The organism is Gardnerella sp. DNF01205, from assembly GCF_049244135.1.
GTDB lineage: Bacteria > Actinomycetota > Actinomycetes > Actinomycetales > Bifidobacteriaceae > Bifidobacterium > Bifidobacterium leopoldii.
This window is the reverse complement of sequence record NZ_CP058378.1, coordinates 913533-933115: the sequence shown is the minus strand read 5'-3', so window position 1 is coordinate 933115 and position 19583 is coordinate 913533. Positions and strand designations below refer to the sequence as shown.

Genomic DNA, 19583 nt, shown 5'->3' with positions numbered 1-19583 from the left:
GCTGAAGTGCACAAGGCATAAAACATCAGCATATGCGATAGGTCTATAGATAGTGTACCAAATATTATTATTACTTGTTTCCTTATTACATTGTAGCGCATACACGCGGGCAATAAAATTTTTTTAACCTACGCAAGTGTTACTCATGCCAATATTTTAATCGCTAACAAGTTTAGAAGGATCTTCAATTTCATTAACTGGCAGCACTACAGTAAGAGTTAAGCCATGAGGTTTAACATCTATCGGCTCAGACCCATCCATAGTGTCATCAAGATTAGTTTTAGAATCGGTCGATGCTTCTGATGGAGAAGATATAGTTGCGCAAATAAAACCATGATGTGCTTTTACTACAGATTGCGCAATTGCCATACCCAAGCCAGTTCCACCTTTTTCTCTAGCTCTTGATGGGTCAGCAATATAGAAACGCTCGAAAATTCTAGATAAAGATTCTTCTGGAACTCCAGGACCATGGTCAACAACTCGAATTACAGCATACTTATGACCAGTATCAGTAGATTGGCTAACTTCCGCTGCCTCCAAAAACTCCTTCAGTGATTCTTTTACAGAAGGTAATTTAGATAATTCATTTGGAGTTATAGATGCCTTCATAACTCCTACTGCAATTTCTACAGGAGAATCAACAGGGGTGTATCTATGAATATTTCCTACGATATTTGTCATTACTTGGCGTAATCTAGCACCATCGCCAAGTAACATAACACTTGGAAGTTTTCCAGCATGGAATTGGAGCTTACGCTCAAAATTGCAATTTGTGCAATTCATAAGCTTCCACTCATCCGAAATAGTCAAATAGCCTTGCTGAACGGATCTAGCAGGATCAAGAGCATGTAAATCATTAGCTGCGTCAGAAAGTATTGGAGACAAGCTAACTTGCTGTGAAATATTAATTCCACGACCTTCATCAAAACGCGCCAAAGAAAGTAAATCTTCTACTAGCTCAGTCATTCTTTCGCTAGAAGCTTTAATGTGAGCAATAGAGTCATCTGCTCTCTCCTGCTCTCCTGGCATGTTGCGCCACATTGTATACAATTCAGCGTATCCATGAATTGCAGCCAATGGAGTACGTAATTCATGACTTGCATCTGAAACGAATCGCTTCATTTTTTCTGTCATATCTTCTTGCTCATTAAATCCTCTTTCAATACGAGCGAGCATAGAGTTAAGAGAAGCTGCTAAAGATCCAACCTCAGTATTTTCAGGAGCAGATGGAACTCGTTTGCTTAAATCTCCAGAAGCAATTTTTGAAGCTGTTTTTTCAATTCGTTTTAACGGTCTTAAAGCTGATTGAATAATAATTGCTGCAAATACTGCTCCAAACAAAATAACTGCAATACTTACCATTATGCAGTAACGAGTAAGTGTGCTAACGGTGTCAATTTGATCGCTAAGAGATAAAGCAATATAGACGTAACCGCTAACGCTTAACTCTGAGTTATAGTTATTCTTTTGACCCCACGTTAATACTAAAACTCTCCATGGTGATTTTGCAGCTTTTTTAGTGATTGCATCGACTTTATTGGTATTTCCCCTGACGATTGCAGGTGCTGTGTAAGGTTTGTGAGTAACAATTTTTTTACTATCAAAACCGTCTGCAGGAAGTTTAGGAACCGAAACAATCGATCCTTTAATTTTTGGTATTAACGGAGTAGAAATAATCTTATTATGCGTATCCCTAACTTGCATAAAGTAATTATTCGGACCTACTGAAGATTGATTTGAGTTTTTCATGCGCAATGAATCAACATTGTCATAAACAAATTGCGCTTGACCGGCTAATTGTGCATCAGTTTTTTCTAGCAAATAATTTCCTACGAGCTGCTGGATCGATAGTGATATGCAAAAAGCAGCTACAGTTAAAATAGCGAGAGTACATGCAACTAAGCGCGTACTCAGTGGTATTGTATTTATGCGACGACGTAGCCAACAGGTTTTACGAGGTTTTTTATCTCTTTTGTCATTTTCGCTTAGCACTATCGCAACACTTTTTCCAGCAGTGCTAACATCTGAATCATCTTTAGAGTTATTATTCGTACTGTTGCTAATAGTTGATTCAGCATTATCGTAGTTATTATTACTAGATTGCATGATCAGGCTTGACCTGCCTTAGGTTCTCGAATCATATAACCGATGCCACGTTTAGTTTCAATAAGAGGAACTACTTTTTGCGGCTTTCCTGAATCGTCAGTAATTTCAATGCCATCAATCTTCTTTCTTAAATAAGAAATATAAGATTCAACTATCGCTGCGTCTCCGCCCCAATCGTACTGCCATACATGATTCAAAATCTGGCTTTTTGACAGAACTCGACCTTCATTGTCCATAAGATAATGAAGTAGTTTGTATTCAGTTGGGCTAAGTTCGATTGGCATACCGCATCGAGTTACATCATGAGAATCTTCATTAATCTCAAGATCCGCAACTTTTATAATATGAGTTTCTTCATCAGGTTCTTGTGTTCTGCGAAGAATTGCTCGTATTCTTGCCACTACTTCTTCCAAGCTGAATGGCTTTGTAACGTAGTCATCTCCACCAACAGTTAGACCCATAATTTTATCTTGTGTATCGTCTCTTGCAGTTAGGAACAATACGGGAACTTTAATTCCATTTTGACGAATACGCCTCGTAACAGTAAAACCATCAATATCTGGGAGCATAACATCCATAACGATAAGATTCGGATTTACTCGTTCAATTACTTCAACAGCTTCTGAGCCGGATGCGGCAGTTTCTACTTCAAACCCAGCAAAATGCAAAGATGCTACCAAAAGTTCACGGATTGATGGCTCGTCATCGACCACGACAATAGATGCTTCAACGTTCTTACTCATATTGATTAGCATCACTTATCAAGCTGAATGTTTCCTGAATAATTGCTGAAAATAAAACAAGTTATCGAATATTTTTTGTCTACCTGTGACGAGCGTGCCTTCTACGAGCTTTTCTAACACCAGCAAGTATTTGACGTTGTATGCGATTCTTTCTAAACAGAATAATCGCGACTATTGAGAATAATGCCAACAATATTAATAGCATAATAATTGTAGAAATAAGACTTGCAGAAGAAGTTGTTGACGTACGTTTTGCACGCATTATTTGTTTCATCATCATTATTGCAGATTGATCCCAATGCGTTCCAGTTGTGCTTACTAATGGCTTATAAGCTGCATCGGATAACGAGTCTACAGTATTTTTATTTTTGAGCCATTCATCGGAATTAGGTGAAACAGCTACAACTAATCTTCCATCATGAGTTGCTAGTGCAAGCAGCACAGTATTTTTAGCTGGAAGCGTACTAATCAACAAATCACTAGCCCATTTTGATGGATTTTTTGTATTTCCAAAAGTAGACAAATATAAGAGCCTAACATTTACTCCTGTACGCTTTTTTGTTGTCTCAATCATGTCAGCAACTTTACTGACAGAATCCCCAAGCAAATTTTCTGTGTCTGTTATTGAGTCTGTTGCAACTATTCCAGAATTTTGCTCATTACTTTCAGCATATGCATTAATTGTATTTACTCCATTTAAAGGTGAAAATATGAGCGAATTTATTGGAAGAGTTGGAAGAATAAAAGAAAAACTAAATAAAAATGCCATTAATAAAAGCAATACGCGTTTAGCTAAAAATAGTTTTGAGCGAGGAAGCTGGTAGTTAAAATTTGCAACGCGCGTGCAAGATAAGCTTTTAACCACATTGGCGCATAAATCTTTTTCGTACTTTTTTGATGGCATATATTCATAATAGCGTGACATCACACAAGTAAAAGTACCATTATAAAAATCTTTGCTTAATTTATGTGAAATGTTTCGCAAAAATAATTTATAAAGAAGCGTTTATTTAGACGCAAAACAAATGGAGGGGAAATATGGCACAATTTCGAGTTGATTCAGAGCAAATTCAGCAGGCTGCGGCAGCCGTTGGAACCTCGGTTAGTGCAATTAGAGATGCAGTCAACGGGATGTATGCCAATTTACAGCAATTACAAAGCGTGTGGACTGGATTGGCGGCTACACGATTTGCGTCGACCGCTCAGCAATGGCGAGCAGCGCAACAACAAATGGAACAATCGCTAGAAGCAATTCAGCAAGCTATGCAACATGCATCAGGAGTGTATCTTGATGCTGAAACGCAAGCTACTTCGTTATTTGGGATGAGCTGATTAATGTGATGAAAAAGTAAATGGCGACACGCTTACATTGAGCATGTCGCCATTTACTTAAACTATTAAGTTTTAGACTTTTGAGCCACTTTTATTTTTTTATTTAGTAGCCCATGTCGGCACCAGCTTGTGGTGCAGCAGCTGCCTTCTCAGGCTTGTTGGCAACAACAGCTTCAGTAGTTAAGAACAAACCAGCAATAGAAGCTGCATTCTGTAGAGCAGAACGAGTTACCTTAACTGGGTCAGTAACGCCGGCAGCCATCAAATCTTCGTAAGTGTTAGTTGCAGCATTGAAGCCTTCGCCTTCTGGAAGTTCGCGTACCTTGTTGAGAACGACGTCTCCAGAAACACCAGAGTTTTGAGCGATCTGCTTGATTGGAGCTTCTACAGCACGGAACACAATTGCAGCACCTGTAGCTTCTTCACCCTTAAGCTCTGTGATAGCTGGTGTCTTTTCAATCTTCGCAGCAGCCTGAACCAAAGCTACGCCACCGCCTGGAAGCAAACCTTCCTCAATGGCAGCCTTAGCATTACGAACTGCATCTTCAATGCGATGCTTGCGTTCCTTAGCTTCGACTTCAGTAGCAGCGCCAACCTTAATAACAGCAACGCCACCAGCGAGCTTAGCAAGACGCTCTTGCAACTTTTCGCGATCGTAATCAGAATCAGTGTTCTCAATTTCGGCGCGAATCTGAGCTACGCGAGCATCAACATCTTCCTTTGAGCCAGCACCGGAAACGATAGTTGTTTCATCCTTAGAAACAATCACCTTAGCTGCATGACCGAAAACAGAAGCATCGATTGAATCAAGCTTCAAACCAAGATCGTCGGACACAACCTGTGCACCGGTCAAAATAGCCATATCCTGGAGCATAGCCTTACGACGATCGCCGAATCCTGGAGCTTTAACAGCAACAGTATTGAAAGTTCCACGAATCTTGTTCAAAACAAGCGTTGGCAATGCTTCACCATCAACATCTTCAGCAATAATAAGCAATGGCTTACCAGACTTCATAACAAGCTCAGCGATGTGGACGATATCCTGCTGGCTTGAAACCTTGCCAGAAGTGAGCAAAATGTATGGATCTTCAAGAACAGCAGTTTGATCGTCAGCGTTAGTGACGAAGTAAGGGGAAATATAACCCTTATCAAAGCGCATACCTTCAGTGAAGTCCAAGTCAAGACCAAACTTGTTGTTGTCTTCAACTGTGACAACACCATCCTGACCGACTTTATCCAAAGCTTCAGCGATCTTTTCGCCAACTTCAGGATCAGCTGCAGAAATCGTAGCAGTAGCAGCAATCTGTTCCTTGGTCTCAACATCCTTTGCAGAAGCAAGCAATTCCTTAACGATTGCTTCAGCAGCCTTTTCAATGCCGCGACGAAGAGCAATTGGGTTGCTTCCTGCAACAACGTTCTTCAAACCTTCATGCACCAAAGACTGTGCCAAAACAGTAGCAGTTGTGGTTCCGTCGCCTGCAACGTCATCAGTCTTCTTAGCTACTTCTTTAACAAGTTCGGCGCCAATACGCTCGTATGGATCTTCAAGATCAATTTCCTTAGCAATAGAAACACCATCGTTAGTAATGGTTGGAGCGCCGTAGGCTTTGTCAAGCACAACGTTTCGACCCTTTGGACCAAGTGTAACCTTAACAGTGTCTGCAAGCTTATCAAGACCTGCGAGCATACCCTGACGGGCGTCCTCTTCATAGGCAATAATCTTTGCCATTATTCCTCCACATACGTTATTTATGGACTTTTCACTGCAATCTTGAGTAATAAGCCGTCAGCTGCTTATTATCACTCTCAAGGCTTGAGTGCTAATTTGAAGATTAGCACTCTATGTACCCGAGTGCCAACTTTTTTGGCGTTTATACACAAAAACCGGTTGGAAATAATTCTAACCGGTTATTTTTATGCGAAAAATATTACTTGCAAAGCACAACTACAATCGGAGAAACGATTTCTTTTTCGTTTTCGACAGCGCTAATACCTAAAGTCTTTGCAATATCTTCAGCTGCAGCTTTTTGGGAATCGTCTTTATACCAAACAACAGATTCGCTTGGGACTTTACCAGTTGGATTTCCAGCTGTCACATTTGCGTATCCTGCTTGCTTTAACTTATCTGCGCCAGCAGCAGCATGACCGCTTATCTTGGTTGCGTTAAGAACTTTCACAGCAACTGATTTGTCCAGTGAAGTTTGTGCTTTAGAATCATTTGCTGAATTATCTTTAGAGTCATCAGCATCTTTCTTATCTGATTTATTTTCTTCAGATTTATTATTATCGTCGTCATCATCTTCGTCTTCAGAAGATTTATCTTCGTCGCTTTTAGCAGACTTTTTGTTTTCAGAAGGCTTAGTAGGAGATGCTGATTGAGATGATTGTTGCTGATGGTTCCAAGGCAACGGAAGATGTGAGATTTCACCAGAAGCAATAGCCCAAACCAAAACGCCAACAACCGCCGCAATGATTAATGCAACAAAATAAGGAAGTATTACGGCATACCACGCAGGATTTCCACGATGAACTCCAACTGGTCCCTCTGGTGGCTCATCAAAAGCATCAGGCGTATACGACACGTTCTGATTATTTCGCGCCATAATTGCACTCCTTATAAAAGATCATTTAAACAACAATGAATCTATATTATCCAATGCTTAGCACAAAGCACAAATTTAGAAAATTTGATTAATTTCCTTTTATGGTATGCCTTGACATACAGTAGCAATATGAATCCTCAAAATATTAAACCTTTAAACGAGCTAATGGATCCTGATTGGGCTGAAGCATTAAAGCCAGTTGAGCCACAAATACGCGCAATGGGAGTATTTTTGCGAGAGCAGATAGAAAGCGGACATCATATTCTTCCTGCTAGCCACAATATTTTGCGTGCTTTTTCTATTCCACTAAAAAGCATTAAAGTTTTAATTGTTGGCCAGGATCCATATCCAACGCCGGGCCATCCAGTAGGCTTAAGTTTTTGCACAGCTGCAAAAGTGCGCCCACTGCCAAAAAGTCTCATAAACATTTATAAAGAATTAGTAAACGATTTAGGCGTAGAAACTCCAAAGAGTGGAGATCTAACACCGTGGACCAGGCAGGGTGTGATGCTTCTTAACCGATGTTTAACTGTTGAGGCTGGTAAGGCAAATAGCCACCAAGGAAAAGGTTGGGAGCCTGTAACCGATGCAGCTATTCGAGCATTAAACAATAGAACTGATTGCAATGGTAATCCATTGCCGCTTGTAGCTATTTTATGGGGTCGTAATGCGCAAAGTTTGGCTCCTTTGCTGACGAATGCAACTCTTATTACATCAGCGCACCCAAGCCCTCTTTCTGCAATGCGAGGATTCTTTGGATCGCATCCATTTTCAAGAGCTAATCAGGCCTTAATTAATATGGGAGTTTCGCCGATTAATTGGTCCCTAGATTCTCAAGAAATCTAATTGTCTTAAATATTGCAAATTATCTTATAAAGACAATAAAAATGCCATTTTTGAACATGTCAGTACTGCATATCGGTTAAAATGTCTCTTATGGCATTATTTCCACCGCAACCACAGAAGAAACCGTTAACCGATAAAACTTCAATTGCTTCTAAGCTTGGCATTGGATCAGCTGTACCTCAGCCGTCTGCTGTTTCTAATACAAGTGCGCAAGTTACTGCAACTATTTCGAGTGATGACATACGTCGTTGCCAACAAATTGCAAATATTTTGCGCGCACGTTTTGCACAAACCTTAGTCGGTCAAGACGCTTTACGAGAGTCTCTTATCCTTACTCTTATTGCAGGCGGACACATTCTTATTGAATCAGTACCAGGTCTCGCAAAAACTACTGCTGCTCAAACTCTTGCAACAGCTATGTCAGGTAGTTTCCGTCGTGTGCAGTGTACTCCGGATTTAATGCCAGCAGATTTAGTTGGTACTCAAGTTTTTGATTTTGCTTCCCAACGTTTTACTACGCAAATTGGTCCTATCCATGCAAATGTTATTTTGTTGGATGAGATTAATCGTTCAAACGCAAAAACTCAATCTGCAATGCTTGAAGCTATGGCAGAAGGAGCAACAACTATTGGAGGCGAAAGAATTCCTCTGCCTCAACCATTTATGGTTATTGCTACGCAAAATCCAATTGAGGAAGAAGGAACATTTAATCTTCCAGAAGCCCAGATGGATCGTTTTATGGTAAAAGCAGTTATGGCTTACCCTAATCCTGACGAGGAAGTTCGTATGCTGCAATTACTTACTCAACGAGGATCGGATGTCGTTGATCCTTCAAAGCTAAATACTCAACGCATAAGTTTGCAAGATGTTGTTTTTATGCGTACTGCAGCGCGTCACATACACGTTTCTGAAGCAGTTATGAAGTATGTAGTTGATCTTGTTGCCACTTCTCGCGGTGAAGGTACGCATCCACTTCCTACGATTAATTCATTGGTTCGTATGGGAGCTAGCCCTCGTGCATCAATTGCACTTATTCGTATTGCTCAAGCTCACGCTTTACTTTCTGGACGCGATTATGTGATACCTGAAGATATTAAATTGTTTGCGCATGAAGTGTTAAGGCATCGCATACTTTTAACTTTTGAAGCTTTAGCTGATTCTATTACTACAGATCAAGTAATTGATGCATTAGTTAAGACGGTTCCTGTGCCATGATGCGTACGAAGCGGTTAGTATTATCTGAACCTGCTAAAGCCGTGCGTCGCAAAATTGAGCTTTTGGATCAGCGAATTGATTTGCCTATTGCGCGTAAAGCTTTAGGCTTATTAGAGGGAGACCATCCTTCGCACAGGCGTTTTGGCACAGGTGATGTTATTGACATACACGCATGGCAGCCAGGAGATGAAGCTCGCATGATGAACTGGTCTGCGAGCGCTCGAACTGGACAGCCTATGGTGTCTTCTAGAGAGCGTACTTCGTCTTCTCATACTTGGATTGCTTTAGATACAAGCATAAATATGAATGGAGCTTGTGTTTCTGGAGAATCTCTGTATGAAGTTGCGTCTAATTCTGCATGCTTTTTTGCGTCTTTGAGTTTAAAACGTCATGATGCTGTTTCGTTGTTGTGTGCAGATGGAAAAAATGTTATCAATGTTCATGCTGCTAGCAACTTTTCTGATTTTGAGCGAAATCTAGATTATACGTTGCTTAATACTCGTAAAAATACCAGAGATATTGATGCGTTGCTTACTTCGCTACTAAAAAATATTGACAATAATGGTCTGGTAGTTTTAATAACTGATGAGTATGCATTACAAGCTCATAACGCTGAATCTTTGCGCAAAATTACGCAAAACCATAAGCTTGTTGTTATTGTTATTTCTCCTATTAATCCTTTTGATTCTGCAATTGATTTGCAAATATTTGATGGAATTACTTTACGTAAAGTACCAGCGTTTTTGAAAAAAGAATCAAATAAAAATGAAGTTGAAGCTCGTAGAAATATTAGAATAAACGCTTTATACGATATGCTGCTTGGTGTTCAATCTTCAATAATTCATGGTTCTTCAAGTGAAGAAGTTTTCCATATTTCTGCGCAAAAAGTGAGCCGTACAAATTATCTTGCTGACTCATTTAGCAAGGAGGTTGAATAGAATGAGCCTGGAAGATATTCAAAAGCCTTTACATGATGAAACGCTTTTTTTAATACTACTTTCTGCATCGCTTGTTGTTATCTTTATTGCTTTTGCGGTTTTATATTTTTCTTTTAAAAAGCCAAAGAAATTAGCTGAAAGTAGCAATTCTACAGAAGCAGTTCACGTTCATAATGTAAACAAACAAGCTTGGCGTAAAGATATTGATGCGATTGTTGAGAAGTATCATAACAATGAACTTACTAAAGATCAGGCTTGTGCAAAATTGGCGTCTATTGCTAGATCTTATATTTCGAAGATGAGCGGTGAAGATATTCAAACTCACACTTTGGGAGAATTGGCTTCTTTGCGTTTGAAATGGCGCAATAAAAAAGGTGCTGATATGTTACGCCAAACAATATCTGCTTTGTATCCTCCAGAATTTGCTGATCGCAAAGCAAACGAGCAAGCGCGAAATACTACTGTTGAGCAGGCTGCTGAATGGGTTTTAGTATTGCTTGAAGGCTGGCAAACGAAGGACAAACGTTGATGAGTAATAATGTTTGGGAATACATATGGCCATGGAGATGGCAATGGCCGCTGCTTTTTGTTGCAGGTGTTGTTGTTTCTGTAGCAATTTTTGCTGTCTTACTAATTTTAGATTCCATTCGTAGCAATATTTTAAAAAAGAAGTATAAGAGTCAAACTAGTAATATTACGCGAAAATTCTATACTTTTACTTTTGACAATGATCTACAAGGAACTACTACTAGTCATTCATGGTATATGTGGCGAATGTTTAGAAGGTTTGCTACGGCTGCATTGGTAGTATCTTTGTGCAGTGCGCTTGCTGTTGCTTCCAGGCCAGCACGAGTGTTTAATGCGAACGAGCAAGTTAGTTCTAGAGACATTGTTTTATGCTTAGACGTTTCAGGTTCTGCTCTACCATATGATCGCGAAGTGATTCAAGCGTATCTTAATTTTATTGAGCATTTTCAGGGTGAACGCATTGGATTGAGCATTTTTAACTCCACATCTAGGACAGTTTTTCCACTGACTGACGACTATCGATTGGCTAAAAAACAATTGCAATATGCTGCAAATTTGCTTGGCGGAGTTCAATCGCAAAGTCGCATTAATCGTTTACAACAACGTCAATATCAAGAAATTTCTGACTGGCTTGAAGGAACTCAAAATCGCAAAAACGCAACATCGCTTATTGGAGACGGTTTAGTTAGTTGCGCAGCAATGCTTCCAGGTTTTATTTATGGTTCTGCTCATAATAACCATAAAATACAAAGCCGTTTTAATAGAAGTTCTTCTATTGTTCTTGCTACAGATAATGTTGTTTCTGGAAAACAAACTTACTCATTAAAGCAAGCTTTAGATTTAACAAAGCAGGCTAAAATTACTGTCGATGGGTTATATTCTGGCGCAAAACAGAATGAGAATGATGACACTACATTAGAAATGAAACGGCTTATTGAATCTCATGGTGGAATTTTCCTGTCTCAACGCAATTCTGATTCCGTTATTAATTTAGTAAAAGAAATTGAAAAAAGACATACAGCAATTCCTCAAGGCGCTGCTCAGTCTGCATTTAGTGACGATCCTGGTCTTTGGGTTTTGTTTACTGTGTTTAGCGTTGTGATTTGGCTAGCTATTGCAAAGAGGATGAAGCGATGACAACAACACTATTTTCTGCTACTACCCTACTGTTTGCACATGCTAAAACTGAAGCTTCTGACACTTCTCAAGCAGGTCAGTTGGTTTTTTCTCCATCATATGGTTGGATTATTGCGATTATTGCAATATTGGTTTTGTTGGCAGCAATGTTTTTTGAAATTGTGCCTATACGCAGGAAACCTGAATCAAGTGATGAAACTTTTTGCATGAGATTAAGACGTATTGGCATATGTATAATGCTAATAATTTGCGTGCTATCTCCAAGTATTATGCGTTCAACTTTACAAAGAGCAGTAAATGCAACAAACGTGATTATTGCTCTAGATATAACAGGTTCAATGAGAGCAAAAGACGCTGATTATGCAAAAAATAGTAAGATTGAGCGTATTGAAGCAGCAAGGAATATTATTCATCAAATAACAAAATCCTATGCTAACTCAAGTTTTGCTGCTATTTCTTTTGGTGCTTCTACGTCTGTTGATGTCCCATTGACGCCTGATGCTAGAGCAGTTGACAATTGGATAAATACTCTACGAACTGAGCCAACTAGCGTAGCTACTGGAACTAGTCTTGACGAACCTATAGATCAAACTTTGCTTACTGCAAAAGCTATACATGATGCTCATCCAGATGACACAACAGTTTTGTATGTTATAAGCGACGGTGAGGAAACAACTCAACGGAAGCGCCGCACATTTTCATCGCTCAGAGCTTATATTACTAACGCATTTGTTATTGGAATAGGCTCATCTAAAGGAGCTAAAATACCTTTGGAAAAAACACAGCTGCAACTTGACGACTACAGCGAAAACAATACCTCTAATCAATGGGTTATTGATCCTGCTACGGGCAATCCTGGCATTTCAAAGCTTGATGAAAAGAACTTACGAAATATTGCCGATGAGCTTAGCGGCAAGTATATGCACTCATCTTTAAATGTAACATTTGGAGACGAAGCAAAACCAATTCTTTCACACCAATGGAGAATGAACGAGACAGCAAAGCCTCGTTTGAGACCTGAACCAATTATTTGGCCGTTTGCAATATTTGCGTCGATACTTTTAATTTGGGAATTAATGTCGTGGTTTATAACTTCAAGGAAATTAGTATGAAGCACATGTCTAGTCGCACAATTATTCGCATTGTTACATTCTTGTTCTTGATTATTGCGATATTAATAGCGTATTTTGCTATCGTAAATTGGAGAGCACAATACGCATATAATGCTGCTACTGATAGCCTTATTTCTAACATAAAATCTTCCAAGAGTATCGATAGCGACAAGAATGTGCTTTTAACTCAGCAACAGCAAACTGATGCTCAATTTGATGATGCTAAATCTCAAGAAATGATGCTGCTTCCTCAACTTCGAAATAGTATTGACAAAAATGCTGAATTATCACGAAAGTTAACAGAAAAATTAAAGCAGAATCAAAACAATACTAATAAGCAACAGAAACCGAAAAAGCATAACAATCATTTTAAAAACGATAATTCTGACAATTCTTCTAAAGATAAAAAGCAGTCAGATTCGTCTAAGCCTCAGTTGGACAATACTCAGCGCAATAAAGTTGAAAACTTGCTAAAACAGAACGATCATGTGGATTCTAAATATTCACAGGATCAAGAAGACCAGCAAGGTTTAGAAAAGACAGAAAAACGTACTAAAACTGATGAAAGCAGCAATAAGCCTTGGTAATTAAATCTTCAAGATTGGTTATAAGCGAAGCAATAAGCATTGAATAACCTTTTAACCACATTGAATATTTTTTAGTGACTTTTTATTAATGAACGTGTGTAATAACGATTATGCACACATATTACGAATGGCAATGGCTTATACAACGCACTCAAGAGTGCGCTCGCTGCGTTATAGCAGAATCCGCAGCGACTGAATTAGAAGATTGGCAAGGGCTTGCAGCCGAACATTTTCGTCATAGTATGAAAAATATTTCCGCACAAGCGTATGCGTTATATAACATTCGCGGAGGAATATAGTATGTCTTGGAAAGTTAAGTCCTCTGTTGTAGGTGGAATGACGATTAGCGTTGCTGATAGAGAAGCGTATATTAGTTTTTCCAGAAAACTCAACAATATTGCTAAAGAATTGCTTACGCTAAAAAATTTATGGCTTAATGCAGCGATGGTTATTGCCGGTCAAAATTATGGTATACAAAAAGAATCAGGAGCATATATTCATGATTCTTCGCAATCATTTTTAACTGAAAGCATATGTCATGAGTATGCTCATAAATGTTATTTAATGTCTCAAAATTTAGAAAATCTTGCTTTTCTTATTGTAAGAGCAAATAATTTATATGAAGATGCAGAATTTCGTGCAAAAGACGAGTTAGACAATAAAATTTCTTTCTTGGCTCTTGCAAACCCTATTTTTGCTTTACACGTTTTATTGTCCGCAAGTCTTGCTGTCAAACAAGATGATAAAAATCATTCAGGTTTCCAATATCTTGCTAAATGGTCCTACGCAACTAAGAGTATGCAACAAGGAATTATTCGAGGTTTATCGCAGCACCTTATTTTAAATCCTATTACAAGTTTGCCAATATTTATTGCCGGAAATGCGAAAGGCCCCATAAATAAAAAAGAGCGTGAAACCTCACTAAACTTTTTATCCAATGCTCAAAAATATTTATCACAAGCTATTCCATTTATTTCTAGTGCTCTTAGCTTCGTAAGCGCGCCTATTAATGATCGAAAGCAAGGTAATAATTTACTTCTCACTAAAGTAAATGAGACGTGGAGAAAACCTGGATCTGTTCTTGCTAGACCTGGACGTAATCTGCTTGAAACTTTAGAAAATTTAACGGAACTTGGAAGCGGAAATTTGGGCGTTAGGCCACCACTTGTTAATCCAGATGCTGCTACTATTGCAATTCAACGTTTTAAGCGCAGCGATGGCAGTTCGTCATGGTTAGTAATAATTCCAGGAACTGACGGTAAAGCACACTCTCCTTTTGGTTGGGCACAAAACGCAGAAGTAATGAGTCATAGTTCTTTAATGAGAAAACAAGCTGATAGCACTCGAATGGTTGTAGAAGCTATGAAACGTTCTGGAATTAAACCTAACGAGCCTGTTGCTTTAGTAGGCCATTCTCAGGGAGGCATTGTTGCAGCAAGCATTGCAAGCGATTACTCTAAACAGTACAACATACAGCATGTTGTTACTGCTGGATCTCCTATTGCAAATCATCCAATTCCTAAGAAGACTTGGGTTACTAGTATTGAGATGGACGATGAGATTGTACCTTCTTTAGATGGCAAGGAGAATCCTCGTAGAAATAATTGGGTGACTATTCATGGGCATGCAATTCATGTTAAAGAATCTAAGCGTTCTTTACCTCCTGGAGTCACGCGTTTTTCTGGCAAACAATATTCGATTAAAAAATTCGATAATGACGGAATATTCGTTAATGATGTTCCAGAAGAAGGAACTTTAACTCATGATTTGCATTACCATACTGCAGCTTATGAAGATGCTCTTCAACTCGGATCTAAAAGTGTGCGCGAGCAAGATCGACATTTTCAGAATACTATTAATGGCAAATTGCAAAGTACTACATTGTGGCAAGGAGTAATGAAAAAATAAAATAATTAAATTCTTATTGAGTAAAATTAAGCTAATTCGCAGCATGATGTAACCTTAAACTATGAAGCTTACCGATATTTCTCCTGCAATAGCTCTGACTCCTCTCGATGGACGTTATCATAATCAAACATCCGCACTCGTTGAATATTTAAGCGAACCTGCGTTAAATCGCGAGCGCATGCGTGTAGAAGTTGAGTGGATGATTCTTCTCGCAAATGGTTATGAAGCTAATCAATTCCAGCCAATTGTTAAGGGTGTTAATCCTTTAACTGATGAAGAATGCTCATATTTGCGTTCTATTCCTGAAAATTTTGATGCTGAAGGAATTGCTCGTCATGCTGCGCATGAGGCTATTACTCATCACGATGTTAAAGCTGTTGAATACTACATTGACGATGCGTTAGACGAAGCAGAGAATAAGCTTGGTCATGCTACTGAGCTTTCAAATTTAAAAACTTTAGTGCATTTTTCATGCACAAGTGAAGATATTAATAATCTTTCTATTGCGCGTTGCGTAAAGCAAGCTGTTTTAAACGTTTATCGTCCGAATTTAGAAGCGATAGTTGATTATTTAGTTAAGAATGCTAACGAATATAGAGATTTATCTATGCTTTCGTTAACTCATGGCCAGCCTGCTACTCCAACTACTTTGGGTAAGGAATTGGCAGTGTTTGCATATCGTTTGCGTCGTCAACTTCGTCATCTTGATAATCAAGAGTATTTAGGAAAGTTGAATGGTGCTACAGGAACTTTTGGAGCTCATTTAGCTGCTTTCCCAGAAGTTGATTGGATTAGCGTATCTCAAGAGTTTGTTGAAAATAGAATGGGTCTTCAATGGAATCCATTAACAACTCAAATTGAAAGCCACGATTGGCAAGCTGAACTTTATAGCACTGTAAGTCACATAAACCATATTTTGCATAATCTTGCAGTTGATGTATGGATGTATATTTCTAGGGGTATTTTTGTGCAAGTTCCTGTAAAGGGAGCTACAGGATCTTCTACTATGCCTCATAAGGTTAACCCTATTCGTTTTGAGAACGCTGAAGCTAATCTTGAGATTTCTTGCTCACTGTTTGACACATTATGTGCAACTCTTACTGAAAGCCGCTGGCAGCGTGATCTTACAGACTCTACTACTCAAAGGAATGTTGGCTCAGCTTTCGGTTATGCTCTTCTTGCTTTGAATAATCTTTTAGGCGGTTTGAAGTCTATTCATCCTAATAAAGAATTTATGGCAAAAGAATTAGACGAAAATTGGGAAGTTCTTGGAGAGCCAATTCAAACAGCAATGCGTGCTGAAGAAATTGCTGGCGTACCTGGTATGGAACAACCATATGAGCAAGTAAAAGAATTAATGCGCGGTCACCATATTTCACAAAGTGACGTAGAAGAATTCATTAAATCTCGTAGCTTTGATGCCAATACTGCAGCTCGTTTGCAAGCAATGACACCAGAATCTTACACTGGATTTGCTTCACGATTGGTGGACTTTATTGATTAAGTAGACGGTAAAGCGATGCAATCTAGCATAAATCCAAATCTTGTTATTGAAGATACTCAGCCTAGCTTAGTACGTAGTTGGGCTGATTTGTTGTATGCAATATCATCAGTTGTAATTGGCGTTTTTACTTTGTTGTCGTCAATGTGTTTGTCAGCAACGGCTGATGCTATGAAGATTGATGCACGAAGTGCTACTCAAATTATAGGGTTATCTTTTAATAATCTTTCATTTGTTCTGATACAGCAAGGTCTTACTCTCATTGTTGTTGCAGAAGTTATTGCACACATGGTTTCTGACAGGCGTTGGATTGATACCGCTATTTCTGTTATTACACTGTTTATAAGTTATGGTTCAGTATGGCTGTTATCTATTGCGATATTTTCTACACACAATATAGCTTTGATTGAATCTTTACAAATGCAGTCCAATAACACTTGGGCTGATTTGCTTCCAGACATGTATGCTGTTCTAGTTGCTTTTCTTACAGTTAGTGGTCCTAGACGCGAATATAAGCATGTAATGTGGGGCTGGAATGCTTTATTCATTGTTACAGCAATACTTCTATTTTCATCTTGGGACTCCTACTCCGCTGTTCTTGTATCATGCTGCTTAGGAAGAGCAATTGGTACGCTTATTCGTTTCGCAAAAGGCACACGCAGTAAGGGTGCTTGGGGTGACGATATTGTTCTTGCTTTAAAAAATATTGGCATAGATAATCTTACTCAATTAACTCGTAGAACTCAGCAAGCTGATCATACTGGAGTTCTTCGTTCAAGTCTTGATGACGATTTAATTGAAAATTCAAGATTGTATGATGCAACAGACATTCACGGCATACGTTATGTAATTTCAGTATTAGATAATCAAGTTCATTTACCAGGTTATTTAAATCAATTATGGCAGTGGGTGCGTTTAGTAGATATACCGACTCGTAGAGATCGTTCTGCTAGGCATTCTGTTCATCACCATCTTTCTATGCTTCTTGTTTTACGAAATATGCATTTACCAACAGCGAATGTTTATGGAGTAAGCGACAGTGATAAATCTTCAATAATGGTTTTTCACGCTTCTAACGCTCTGCTGCCTTGTAATTTGAACACTTTAACTATTGATGATGCAGCAAAATTAATGCGTTATGTCGATGCGGCTAATACTCGCGGTATTACGCATAGACGCATCACTCCTGAAACTATTGCTAGGCTTGAAGATGGAACCCCAGTTATTGCAGGTTGGCAAAATGGCGATGTTGCCAGCGACGATACAAATATTGCACTTGATAAAGTTCAGCTTTTAACGCTTATTGCATCTTGCACAGATATTGACACCGCTCTTAAAGCTGCTATTAACACATGGGGTGTAGAAAAGTTATCTGCACTATTGCCTTTTATGCAAAAAGCCGCTATTCCTGCTTCTACGAGATCTTTGCCATCTTGGAATAAAAAAGTTTTCCAAAATCTTTGCAATAAGCTAAGTGAAACAGTTGCTTTAAGCACAGATGAAGAAGAATATGATACTGTGCGTTTAGCTCGTTTCAATATACGTTTCTTTGTTAGCTTAGTTCTTTCGATTGTTGCTGTTGCTGTTATTGCTACACAGTGGCATCCGCAGGAAATATTTGCTGCCTTGCGTCACGCAGATAATGTAATGGTATTTATGTGCTTTGCTTGCAGCATGTTTGCTTGGATTGGATCTGCAATTACTCTCGGCTCATTCATGGATGATCAAAAACCTTCTGCACATGTTTTGTTTGCATCTCAAGCAGCTTCTGGTTTCACAGCAGTTTCTATGCCTGCTGGTGTTGGTCCTGCATTTGTAAATATGCAATTATTAAAGAAAAACGGGTACACCCCAGCTCAAGCTACAGCAATTACTAGTGCAGTATGGCTTATTCAAGCATTAATGACAACTTTGGTATTACTTTCTATAGGCGTTTTCACTGGTAAAAATGTGCTTTCTGGAATGATTCCTACTCATATGCTCATTACTTTCATTGGAATAATCACTCTTATAGTTTGTGTTTTAATGGTTATCCCGTCCGCTCGTAAAACAATTCGCAAACATTATTTGCCAATATTATCTGATTACGGTCGTCAAATTAAGGAACTTATTTCACATCCTATGCAACTTATTGCGGGCTCTTTCGGTGCTATTGTGCTTGTTTCATGCATTGGATTGGGTTATTGGATTTCTTTACTTGCATTTGGATATTACGCAAATCCTTGGGAAACAATCTTACTATTCTTACTTGCTAACGCTGCTGGATCGGCAGTGCCTACACCAGGCGGCTTGGGTGCTGTCGAAGCTTCTCTTACTTTCGCTTTTACATCTGTAGGTGTTCCTCCAACAGTTGCTTTGTCTGCCACCCTTCTGTATAGACTTATGTTCTACTGGTTAAGAATTCCGTTAGGCGCGTTTGCAATGAAGTGGCTTAGCAATAATGAGCTTATATAAGTGAGATTTACAAACATTTGTGTATTTTTATTAGCAAATATCGTATCTGATTTAATACGAGTATGTTTTAAATAAAAAATAACAAAAAATAAATAAAAATATTAAGAAAAAATGCAAAAATGGCTACATTTGTAGGGAAAATGTACTAGTATCTAGTATGAACGTGACCTTTGAAGAGAAGGTCCCCTGACACAAAGGATGCTGCATGGCATACAACAAGTCTGATCTCGTTTCTAAGATCGCACAGAAGTCCAACCTGACCAAGGCACAGGCCGAAGCCGCCGTCAACGCATTCCAGGATGTGTTCGTTGAGGCTTTACAGTCCGGTGAAGGTTTGAAGCTTACTGGTCTGTTCTCCGCAGAACGCGTAAAGCGTGCTGAGCGCACTGGCCGCAACCCGCGTACCGGTGAAACAATCAAGATTCCAGCTTCTTACGGTGTACGTATTTCTGCTGGCTCCTTGTTGAAGAAGGCTGTCACTGCCTGAAATTAAGCGTTTTTCGTATTTATTACATTAAACAAATACTATTTGCGCAAAAACGAAGATGGGCACTCCAAAGCTGGGGTGCCCAT

General features: G+C 39.0%; 17 protein-coding genes. 12 read left to right on the top strand and 5 right to left on the bottom strand.

Translation table 11 applies throughout. The features are described 5' to 3' along the window. Positions 1-156 precede the first annotated feature (156 nt). From HXT47_RS03915 to HXT47_RS03905, 3 genes are all read right to left on the bottom strand, one after another. Positions 157-2106: a sensor histidine kinase gene (locus HXT47_RS03915; protein ID WP_112928644.1), complete on the bottom strand. Its 1950-nt coding sequence runs from the start codon at positions 2104-2106 to the stop codon at positions 157-159. Between the two features lie 2 nt (positions 2107-2108). Continuing rightward, positions 2109-2849, bottom strand: coding sequence for a response regulator transcription factor (locus HXT47_RS03910; protein ID WP_004106736.1), 741 nt, complete (start codon positions 2847-2849; stop codon positions 2109-2111). Positions 2850-2928: 79 nt separating this feature from the next. Further along, entirely contained in the window at positions 2929-3834 is a 906-nt protein-coding gene (locus HXT47_RS03905; RefSeq protein WP_410299633.1) for a hypothetical protein, read from the bottom strand. A gap of 53 nt (positions 3835-3887) precedes the next feature. On the opposite strand from HXT47_RS03905, the gene HXT47_RS03900 reads away from it, so the two are divergent. After that, positions 3888-4181, top strand: a complete 294-nt coding sequence (locus HXT47_RS03900; RefSeq protein ID WP_410294514.1) for a WXG100 family type VII secretion target — start codon at positions 3888-3890, stop codon at positions 4179-4181. A 103-nt stretch (positions 4182-4284) separates the two neighbouring features. On the opposite strand, the gene groL is transcribed toward HXT47_RS03900, so the two are convergent. Next, a complete protein-coding gene (gene groL / locus HXT47_RS03895; protein ID WP_004119509.1) occupies positions 4285-5910 on the bottom strand; it encodes a chaperonin GroEL in 1626 nt (541 codons plus the stop codon). A gap of 199 nt (positions 5911-6109) precedes the next feature. Continuing rightward, positions 6110-6784 carry a LytR C-terminal domain-containing protein gene (locus HXT47_RS03890; protein WP_004106743.1) on the bottom strand — a complete coding sequence of 225 codons (675 nt, stop codon included), beginning with the start codon at positions 6782-6784 and terminating at the stop codon, positions 6110-6112. A 129-nt stretch (positions 6785-6913) separates the two neighbouring features. On the opposite strand from HXT47_RS03890, the gene HXT47_RS03885 reads away from it, so the two are divergent. The 11 genes from HXT47_RS03885 (at position 6914) to HXT47_RS03835 (ending at position 19497) form a co-directional block, all read left to right on the top strand. Further along, complete coding sequence (locus tag HXT47_RS03885) at positions 6914-7630, top strand: uracil-DNA glycosylase (protein WP_004106746.1); 717 nt, start codon at positions 6914-6916, stop codon at positions 7628-7630. 90 nt (positions 7631-7720) lie between these two features. Then, complete coding sequence (locus HXT47_RS03880; protein ID WP_421788871.1) at positions 7721-8845, top strand: AAA family ATPase; 1125 nt, start codon at positions 7721-7723, stop codon at positions 8843-8845. Beyond that, positions 8842-9783 (top strand): DUF58 domain-containing protein, encoded by a 942-nt coding sequence (locus HXT47_RS03875; RefSeq protein ID WP_064340180.1) that lies wholly within the window; start codon positions 8842-8844, stop codon positions 9781-9783. The genes HXT47_RS03880 and HXT47_RS03875 overlap by 4 nt, the downstream gene beginning before the upstream one ends. A gap of 1 nt (position 9784) precedes the next feature. Beyond that, positions 9785-10312 (top strand): hypothetical protein, encoded by a 528-nt coding sequence (locus HXT47_RS03870; protein WP_004106752.1) that lies wholly within the window; start codon positions 9785-9787, stop codon positions 10310-10312. Further along, a complete protein-coding gene (locus tag HXT47_RS03865) occupies positions 10312-11448 on the top strand; it encodes a vWA domain-containing protein (protein WP_117008798.1) in 1137 nt (378 codons plus the stop codon). The genes HXT47_RS03870 and HXT47_RS03865 overlap by 1 nt, the downstream gene beginning before the upstream one ends. Continuing rightward, positions 11445-12560: a vWA domain-containing protein gene (locus HXT47_RS03860; protein WP_421788870.1), complete on the top strand. Its 1116-nt coding sequence runs from the start codon at positions 11445-11447 to the stop codon at positions 12558-12560. Before HXT47_RS03865 ends, HXT47_RS03860 begins: the two co-directional genes overlap by 4 nt. After that, positions 12557-13147, top strand: coding sequence for a DUF6466 family protein (locus HXT47_RS03855; RefSeq protein ID WP_004106760.1), 591 nt, complete (start codon positions 12557-12559; stop codon positions 13145-13147). Before HXT47_RS03860 ends, HXT47_RS03855 begins: the two co-directional genes overlap by 4 nt. Before the next feature lie 300 nt (positions 13148-13447). After that, positions 13448-15055 (top strand): esterase/lipase family protein, encoded by a 1608-nt coding sequence (locus HXT47_RS03850; protein WP_117008801.1) that lies wholly within the window; start codon positions 13448-13450, stop codon positions 15053-15055. A 61-nt stretch (positions 15056-15116) separates the two neighbouring features. Then, on the top strand, positions 15117-16559 hold the full coding sequence (purB, locus tag HXT47_RS03845; RefSeq protein ID WP_112928637.1) for an adenylosuccinate lyase: 1443 nt from the start codon (positions 15117-15119) through the stop codon (positions 16557-16559). Between the two features lie 15 nt (positions 16560-16574). Then, positions 16575-19010: a lysylphosphatidylglycerol synthase transmembrane domain-containing protein gene (locus tag HXT47_RS03840; protein WP_116442712.1), complete on the top strand. Its 2436-nt coding sequence runs from the start codon at positions 16575-16577 to the stop codon at positions 19008-19010. 205 nt (positions 19011-19215) lie between these two features. Then, on the top strand, positions 19216-19497 hold the full coding sequence (locus tag HXT47_RS03835) for an HU family DNA-binding protein (protein WP_004119480.1): 282 nt from the start codon (positions 19216-19218) through the stop codon (positions 19495-19497). Positions 19498-19583 lie beyond the last annotated feature (86 nt).